Origin of the sequence: Streptomyces azureus (assembly GCF_001270025.1) — a bacterium.
GTDB lineage: Bacteria > Actinomycetota > Actinomycetes > Streptomycetales > Streptomycetaceae > Streptomyces > Streptomyces azureus.
In genome coordinates this window covers 57,112-64,866 of the sequence record NZ_DF968264.1, presented here as the reverse complement: position 1 = coordinate 64,866, position 7,755 = coordinate 57,112, and the positions used below count along the sequence as shown (strand labels likewise).

Annotated in this window: 6 protein-coding genes; 1 reads left to right on the top strand and 5 read right to left on the bottom strand. The window is 70.1% G+C overall.

From position 1 onward, the window contains the following. Window positions 1–3: 3 nt before the first annotated feature. From AOQ53_RS16395 to AOQ53_RS16380, 4 genes are all read right to left on the bottom strand, one after another. The gene (locus AOQ53_RS16395) at window positions 4–693 is read right to left on the bottom strand and encodes an ABC transporter ATP-binding protein (protein WP_059418049.1); all 690 of its coding nucleotides are present in this window, start codon (window positions 691–693) and stop codon (window positions 4–6) included. Further along, a complete protein-coding gene (locus AOQ53_RS16390; protein ID WP_059418047.1) occupies window positions 690–1,214 on the bottom strand; it encodes a PadR family transcriptional regulator in 525 nt (174 codons plus the stop codon). The genes AOQ53_RS16395 and AOQ53_RS16390 overlap by 4 nt, the downstream gene beginning before the upstream one ends. A gap of 174 nt (window positions 1,215–1,388) precedes the next feature. After that, window positions 1,389–1,649 carry a hypothetical protein gene (locus AOQ53_RS16385; protein WP_059418046.1) on the bottom strand — a complete coding sequence of 87 codons (261 nt, stop codon included), beginning with the start codon at window positions 1,647–1,649 and terminating at the stop codon, window positions 1,389–1,391. Then, window positions 1,646–2,581, bottom strand: a complete 936-nt coding sequence (locus AOQ53_RS16380) for an SPFH domain-containing protein (RefSeq protein WP_059418042.1) — start codon at window positions 2,579–2,581, stop codon at window positions 1,646–1,648. Before AOQ53_RS16380 ends, AOQ53_RS16385 begins: the two co-directional genes overlap by 4 nt. A 260-nt stretch (window positions 2,582–2,841) precedes the next feature. Between AOQ53_RS16380 and AOQ53_RS16375 the strand changes: the two genes are divergently transcribed. Further along, on the top strand, window positions 2,842–5,142 hold the full coding sequence (locus tag AOQ53_RS16375; protein WP_059418055.1) for a transglycosylase domain-containing protein: 2,301 nt from the start codon (window positions 2,842–2,844) through the stop codon (window positions 5,140–5,142). A 200-nt stretch (window positions 5,143–5,342) separates the two neighbouring features. Here the strand turns inward: AOQ53_RS16375 and AOQ53_RS16370 are convergent, their stop codons facing one another. After that, window positions 5,343–7,487, bottom strand: coding sequence for a SpoIIE family protein phosphatase (locus AOQ53_RS16370; RefSeq protein WP_059418040.1), 2,145 nt, complete (start codon window positions 7,485–7,487; stop codon window positions 5,343–5,345). Window positions 7,488–7,755 lie beyond the last annotated feature (268 nt).

The following is a 7,755-nucleotide window of genomic DNA, read 5'->3' as shown; positions in this document are numbered from 1 at the left end:
CTCTCATACGGCGCGCTCCATGTCCCGGGACTTGCCGTCGCGTACGACGATCTCGCGGTCGGAGTAGGCGGCGACCCGGGCCTCGTGCGTGACCAGCACGACTGCCGCGTTGGTGGACCGGGCGGCCTCCGTGAGCAGGCCCATCACGCGCTCGCCGTTGAGCGAGTCGAGCGCGCCGGTCGGCTCGTCCGCGAACAGCACCCGCGGGTTGGTGACCAGCGCCCGGGCCACGGCCACCCGCTGCCCCTGACCACCGGACACCTCACCGGGCCGCTTCTTGCGCAGGTCGTCGACCTCCAGCCGCTCCATCCAGGACAGGGCGGCCCGCTCGGCCTCCTTGCGGGAGACGCCGTTCAGCCGCAGCGGCAGCGCCACGTTCTCCACACAGGTCAGCTCCGGCACCAACTGCCCGAACTGGAAGACGAAGCCGAACTCGGAGCGCCGGAGCGCGCTGCGCTGGGAGTCGCTCATGGTCGCCAGCTCGCGCCCGTTGTACGTGATCGACCCGGAGTCCGGCGTCACGATTCCGGCGAGGCAGTGCAGCAGCGTCGACTTCCCGGAGCCGGAGGGGCCCATCACGGCGACGACTTCACCGGGGTGGATGGAGAACTCGGCGCCGTCGAGCGCGGTGGTCGGCCCGTAGGCCTTGCACAGCTTCTCGGCGGCGAGCAGGGAACCGGGAGGGAAGCTCATGTGGACACCGCCTCACGCAGCTTGTCGAGGCGTGCCGCGGTCAGCTCCAGCCAGCGCAGGTCCGCCTCCAAGTGGAACAGCGCGTGGTCACAGATGAGCTGGTCGGCGAGGTCGCCCTTGCGCTTGCGGTCGGTCAGGATCCGCATGCTGCGCAGATGCTCCGAGCGCTGCGTGTCGAGGACGTCGCCCGCGTTCCGCTCCGTGAGCAGCGCGAGGACGACCTTGGTGTACAAGGTCGACTGGAGGTACGGCTCCGGCTTCTCCGGCGTGGTGAGCCAGCGCGCGACGTCGGTGATACCGGCCTCGGTGATCGCGTACCGCTTGCGCTCGGGACCGCCGCCCGCCTCGATGCCGTCGACCTCGACGAGTCCGTTCTTCAGCAGACGGGACATCGTCGAGTAGACCTGGCCGTAGTGCAGGGGCCGGTCGTGACCGAACTTCTCGTCGAAGGCCCGCTTCAGGTCGTAACCGTGACGAGGGCCGGACTCCAGGAGTCCCAGGAGAGCGTGACCAATGGACATGACCCGGACTATATATGGGGTGTATACGCATGATGTATACGCCTTGTGTCTAGACCATGGCCGGGTGTGCGGGAGCGCAGGTCGGGCGTGGTTGTCACGGTTCCGCAACAGCGGCTTTCCGTCGCGGGGCCGGGCAGCAGTCCCCACCCGGCCGGCGCCTGAGGGTGAGGCCGTTCAGGCCGACGGGGGCCTGGGAGGGGAGTCACTGGGCGGCCGTCCACGCCGAGGCAGCGGCCCGGTCTCCCGCGGCAGGCGCCCCGCCTCCGCCAGCGCCTTCCGCAACAGGAACTCGATCTGCGCGTTGGCCGACCGCAGTTCGTCCCCGGCCCACCGCGCCAGCGCCTCGTACACCGCCGGGTCCAGCCGCAGCAGCACCTGCTTGCGCTGCTGCTGCGGCCGGCGCCGAGAACCCGGGTCTTCGGAAGGCACTGTCACTGGTACAGGGACCCGGTGTTGAGGACCGGCTGCGCGGCACGGTCGCCGCACAGCACCACCATCAGGTTGGAGACCATCGCCGCCTTCCGCTCGGAGTCCAGCTCCACGATGTCCCGCTCGGTGATCCGGGCGATCGCGGCCTCGACCATGCCCACCGCTCCGTCGACGATCTGCCGCCGGGCCGCGACGACCGCTCCGGCCTGCTGCCGCTGGAGCATCGCCGAGGCGATCTCGGGGGCGTACGCGAGGTGCGTGAAGCGCGACTCGATGATCTGCACCCCGGCCGCCTCCACGCGCGCGTGCAGTTCGACGGCGAGCTTCTCGGTGATCTCCTCGGCGTTGCCGCGCAGCGAGAGGCCGTCCTCCTCGTGGGCGTCGTAGGGGTACTCGATGGCGATGTGCCGTACGGCCGCCTCGGTCTGCGTGGAGACGAACTCGACGTAGTCGTCCACCTCGAAGATGGCCTGCGCGGTGTCCTCGACGCGCCACACCACGACCGCGGCGAGCTCGATCGGGTTGCCGTAGGCGTCGTTGACCTTCAGGACGGCGGTCTCGTGGTTGCGGACGCGCGTCGAGATCTTGGTGCGCGAGGTGAGGGGGTTCACCCAGCGCAGGCCGTCCTGCCGGATCGTCCCGCGGTAGCGGCCGAACAGCTGAACGACCCGGGCCTCGCCGGGTGCCACCATGTTCAGCCCGCACATGGCCAGGAACGCCGCGAGCCCGACCAGGATGCCGCCGATGATCAGGGCGGCCTTGGCTCCGCCCCCGTCGACCGACGTGGCGGCCGCGATCAGCCCGGCGCCGGCCAGCAGACCGAGCAGGCCGAGCAGCAGGGCGAGTCCGCCGCCGATGCTGTGCGCCGTGAACTCCCGCACGCGGGGTGCCGGCATCTCGGGCACGTCGGCGGTGACCTGCGGTTGAGGTGTGGACATAGGTGATCCCCCGTTCCTTCGGGAAGCCACTCCTGCATAGCTTCCATCTATCTAAGTGATATCACTTTTCCGCGTTCTGGCAACCCTGGGCGTGTCTCGAACGTCGGTTCCGTTGGGATGGGTGCTGATTGTCACGTCCGCAAAGGGCCGGATCGGCAGTCCTATCTCTTATCTCCCGGTGTTAGCTTTCTGAGCTGACCTGAGCGGCGAACCTGTGTGACATGTGAGCACACATGAACGAAGCGGAGCGGATCGGACCCATGGGACGAGCGGAAGAAAGACGCGCCAGACAGCGCGGTGGGCGCCGGGCGGCACCCAAGCGCCGCCGTTCGTCGGGGGCGCCCGGGAGGAGCGGCATACGCAGGCTCTTCACCTGGAAGAAGATCCTCGGCACCTTCTTCGGCCTGTGCCTGCTCGGCATGGGTGCCTTCGTCGTGCTGTACATGATGATCAGGATTCCGAAGGGGAACGCCGACGCCGAGTTGCAGAGCAACGTCTACAAGTACAGTGACGGCTCGCTGCTGGCCCGCGCGGGTGACCGCAACCGCGAGATCGTGGACTTGGCCGAGGTGCCCAAGCCCGTCCAGAAGACCTTCGTCGCCGCCGAGAACAAGACCTTCTACAAGGACGCCGGCGTAGACCTGAAGGGCACGGCCCGCGGTCTGCTCAACACAGTCACCGGCAAGGGCGCGCAGGGCGGTTCCACGATCACGCAGCAGTACGTCAAGAACTACTACCTGACCCAGGAACAGACCGTCTCGCGCAAGCTGAAGGAACTGGTCATCTCGCTGAAGCTGGACCGGGAGAAGTCCAAGGACTACATCCTCGCCGGCTACATCAACACCAGTTACTACGGCCGTGGCGCCTACGGCATCCAAGCCGCCGCGCAGGCTTACTACCGCGTGGACGCCAAGAACCTCACAGTCGAGCAGGGTGCCTACCTCGCCGCGCTCCTCCAGGCACCGAACCAGTACGACTGGGCGATAGCGTCCGACACCGGCAAGAAGCTGGTGAGAGCGCGCTGGAACTACGTCTTGGACAACATGGTCGAAGAGGGCTGGCTGAACAAGTCGAAGCGTCAGGCGATGAAGTTCCCGGTGCCCAAGGGGCCGAAGGCCGACCCGAGCATGGGAGGGCAGACCGGCTACCTGGTGAAGGCCGCCAACGCCGCGCTGGAGAAGCAACTCGTCGCCCAGGGTGCCGCCGAAGACTCGAAGCAGGCGGAGGCGTTGGTCAACCAGGGCGGCTGGACCCTCACGCTCAACATCGACAAGAAGAAGCAGGCGGCGCTGGAGAAGTCCGTCGAGCAGCAGCTGAACAGCAAGCTCGACCCCGCCAAGCGCAAGGTCGACGCGGACATCCAGGCCGGTGCCGCGTCCGTGAACCCGAAAACCGGCGCGGTCGTCGCCATGTACGGCGGCCGGGATTACCTCAAGCACTACGTCAACAACGCGACCCGCACCGACTACCAGCCCGCCTCCACCTTCAAGCCGGTGATCCTGGCGGCCGCCCTGGAGAGTGCCGCCAAGACCCAGGACGGCACGCCGATCAGGGCGAACACGATCTACGACGGCACGAGCAAGCGCCCGGTCGTGGACGACGGCACCAAGGTCGGGTTCGCGCCTGAGAACGAAGACGACGGCAACTACGGCAAGGTCACCGTCCAGACGGCGATGAACAAGTCCATCAACTCGGTCTTCGCGCAGATGGGCGTCGATGTCGGTATGCCCGAGGTGATGAAGGTCGCGGGCGAACTCGGCATGAACACCGAGGGCTTGCAGGCGGTGCCCGCTCAGACTCTGGGCACCATGGGCGCGAGCCCGCTCGAGATGGCCGGCGTCTACGCGACCCTCGACAACCACGGCAGGAAGGTCACGCCGACGCTCCTCAAGTCCGTCGAGCACAACACCCGCGCGGTGACCGTCCCGGATGCGATCGGAGACCAGGTCATCAGCCGCGAGGCCGCCGACTCGGTGACCTCGGTGCTGACCGGCGTGGTCGACGACGGCACCGCCCAGCGGTCCGTGCGCAACAACCCCAAGCGCGACGGCCAGCAGGTCGCGGGCAAGACCGGTACGTCCGACGACAACCTGTCGGCCTGGTTCACCGGCTACACACCCGGCCTGGTCACATCCGTCGGCCTGTTCGGAGAGGACGACAAGCCCCCGTACAAGCACGTCCCGATGTACAAGGCGGCCGGCAAGCCCCGGATCAACGGCGGCGATTTCCCCGCGCTGATCTGGGCGGCGTACACCTTCGGCGTGATGGGCGACACCAGCAAGTTCGACCTGGAAACCCAGCAGGGCGCGGCCGTCCAGCCGACGTGGACGCCGACACCGACGCAGGAGCCGACCAGGGAGCCCACGCAGGAGCCGACGACCGAGGAACCGTCGTCGTCACCACCGCCGACGACGGAGAAGCCGAGCAGCTCGCCGCCGCCGAGTCCGTCGACGACACCGCCCACTTTCACCCCGCCGACGGCCCCGGAGACGACACCGCCGGACGACGGCGGCGACCCGTTCGACCCGATCAAGCCGGGCGACGGACGGGGCGAACAGTAGGAGAAACGGCGAGGGGCGCCCGGCGAACACCGGGCGCCCCTCGCACAGCGGCGCGACCTCGTGCGTCCCGCCTCAGTCGCAGAGCGTGGCCGACTTGACCCTGTCGATGATCGGCCTCCCGCTGGCGTCCCACATGATCGCCAGGGACGGCGCCCCTGCGGGGCTCCGCGGCGTGACGAGTAACGACGACGGGCGTGCGTTCAGCTGCGGTTGAGCTCGAACCAGACGACCTTGCCCGTGCTGAGCCGGGTCGCGCCCCAGCGCCGGGCCAGGCGGTTCACCAGGTACAGCCCGCGTCCGCCCTCGTCCGTGGCGCGCGCCTGCCGCAGGCGCGGCAGCTGCGGGACGTCGTCGCCCACCTCGCAGCGCAGGACGTCCGTCCGCAGCAGCCGGAGCGTGACCGGCCGGGAGGCGTACCGCACGGCGTTCGTCACGACCTCGCTGACCAGCAGCTCGACCGAGTCGCTGAGCTCCTCCAGGCCCCAGCGCTGCAGCGCGCGCCGGGCCAGGCGGCGGGCCCGGCCGGGGGCGGCGTCCTCCGGCTCCAGGAACCAGTACGCCACATCGCTGGGCGCGATGCCGTCGAAGCGGGCGGCGAGCAGTGCGATGTCGTCGTCCCGGTCGCCCGGGCCGAGCATGTCGAGCACCTCGTCGCACAGCGCTTCCAGGGGCGGCGGATGGTCCGGCCCGGTGAGCTGCGCGGTCGCGGCGAGCTTCTCCCGCAGCTGCTCGATGCCGGTCCACACGTCCCGCAGCCGGGACTCGACCAGGCCGTCGGTGTACAGCAGCAGGGTCGCGCCGGCGGGCGCGTCCAGCTCCACGGCCTCGAAGTCGACGCCGCCGACCCCGATGGGGGCACCGGCCGGCACGCGCAGCACCTCGGCACGGCCGCCCAGGTGGAGCAGGACGGGCGGCGGGTGACCGGCGTTGGCGATGGTGATGCGGTGCGATACCGGGTCGTACACCGCGTAGAGGCAGGTCGCCATGCGGTCCACGCCGAGGCGCTGGGCCTGTTCGTCGAGGTGGTGCAGGACCTCCTGCGGCGGCAGGTCGAGACCGGCGAGGGTCTGGGCGGTGGTGCGCAGCTGGCCCATGATGGCGGCCGAGGTCATGGAGTGGCCCATGACGTCGCCGACGACCAGGGCGACCCGGCTGCCGGGCAGCGGGATGGCGTCGTACCAGTCGCCGCCGACCCGGGCGGTCTCCGCGGCCGGCAGGTAACGCGAGGCGAGCCGCACGCCCGTGGGGCGGGGCAGCGTCTCGGGCAGCATCGTGCGCTGGAGCTCGTCCGCGATGTAGGCCTCGCGGCCGTACAGCACGGCCTTGTCGATGCCCAGGGCACTGTGCGTGGCGAGCTGGGCGGCCACCAGCAGGTCGTCCGGCTCGAACGCCATGCGCTCGGGACGGCGCAGGAACAGGGCGGCACCGATGACCCGGCGCCGGCCGCGCAGCGGCGCGAGGATCGCGCGCTGTCCGTCCGGTACGGCGAACTCGCCGCCGTCACCGAGCAGTTCGGGCAGCGCGGCACGGGCCGCGGGCGCGTCGGTGAACACCGGACGTACGCCCCGCAGCACCTCGGCGAGGGCGCTGCCGGGCCGTACCTCGCACAGCTCGGCGCCGACCGTATCCAGCTCGTTCGGCTCGGGCTGCGTGGCCGGCAGGAAACCGTTCTCCGTGTCGCGCTCCGCCGGTATCCGGTCGGTGCGGCGCAGCCGCAGCACCAGCGGGCCGGTGGGCCGCTCGTCGCCGACGGGCAGCGGGTCGCGCAGATAGACCAGGATCGCGTCGGAGAACGTGGGCACGGTGGCCCGGCACAGCCCCATCACGATCTCGTCGAGATCGATGCCGCGGGCGATCCGCCGGGTGGCGGCACCCACGAAGCGCAGCCGGTCGCCGTCCCGCCGCATCGGCGTGGGCCGGCCGGGCGGCAGGCTCTGGCCGCTGCGCCGCTCCTGCCCGTCGGGGCCATGCGCCGGCCGGTCCTGTTCGTCGGCCGGCTGGACCGGAATGCCCTCGGGGGCGGACCTCGGCCGAGGAGTGTCGCGCTCGGCGGTCTGCTCGGTACCCGGCTGGGAATGCTCGGAGGCGGGGTCGCTCACGGTGTCCTTGCCCTTGCCGAACGGCGTGGATGTGCCCGGCTCCGACGTGCCCGGCGTGGCGTGCGCCGTCGTGAGCGGAGCGGTGACGTCGCCGCCGCAGCGGCCCTGTACCGGTAAGGCGCCCGTACCGGGCACACGCGCCGGTGTCGAGGTATGCACGAGCGCCCCGCGGGGGTCCGCGGGGTCGACGCCCGGCTGCGGGCGTTCGAACGAGGTCGGCTGCTCCGTCACGCCTGTCGAATCCATCCGTCCGGGGCTGCACGCCATAGGTGCAGGTGGTCCCGCCGAAACTCCGATACCCGGAATACGTGCCCCAGGAACGGAATCCCCGCGTGGTCAGAGGTTGTCGCTGTGCCACCGGCGGACCGTCTGCGGCCCTGGGGGCCTGTGACGCAGGCCTTGCCGGTGTTGCCCTCGTACCCCTCGCTCACGTCCTGCCGCCCCTCGGTGACGATCGGTCAAGCCCAGCGCGTGCTCCGTCAGTTGCCGCCGCGCACCCTTGCGGAGGACGATC

Bases quoted from the DNA above. Each gene is read 5' to 3' on its own strand.
- AOQ53_RS16380 (WP_059418042.1), bottom strand. From the start codon at position 2,581: ATGTCCACACCTCAACCGCAGGTCACCGCCGACGTGCCCGAGATGCCG.
- AOQ53_RS16370 (WP_059418040.1), bottom strand. From the start codon at position 7,487: ATGGATTCGACAGGCGTGACGGAGCAGCCGACCTCGTTCGAACGCCCG.
- AOQ53_RS16375 (WP_059418055.1), top strand. From the start codon at position 2,842: ATGGGACGAGCGGAAGAAAGACGCGCCAGACAGCGCGGTGGGCGCCGG.
- AOQ53_RS16395 (WP_059418049.1), bottom strand. From the start codon at position 693: ATGAGCTTCCCTCCCGGTTCCCTGCTCGCCGCCGAGAAGCTGTGCAAG.
- AOQ53_RS16390 (WP_059418047.1), bottom strand. From the start codon at position 1,214: ATGTCCATTGGTCACGCTCTCCTGGGACTCCTGGAGTCCGGCCCTCGT.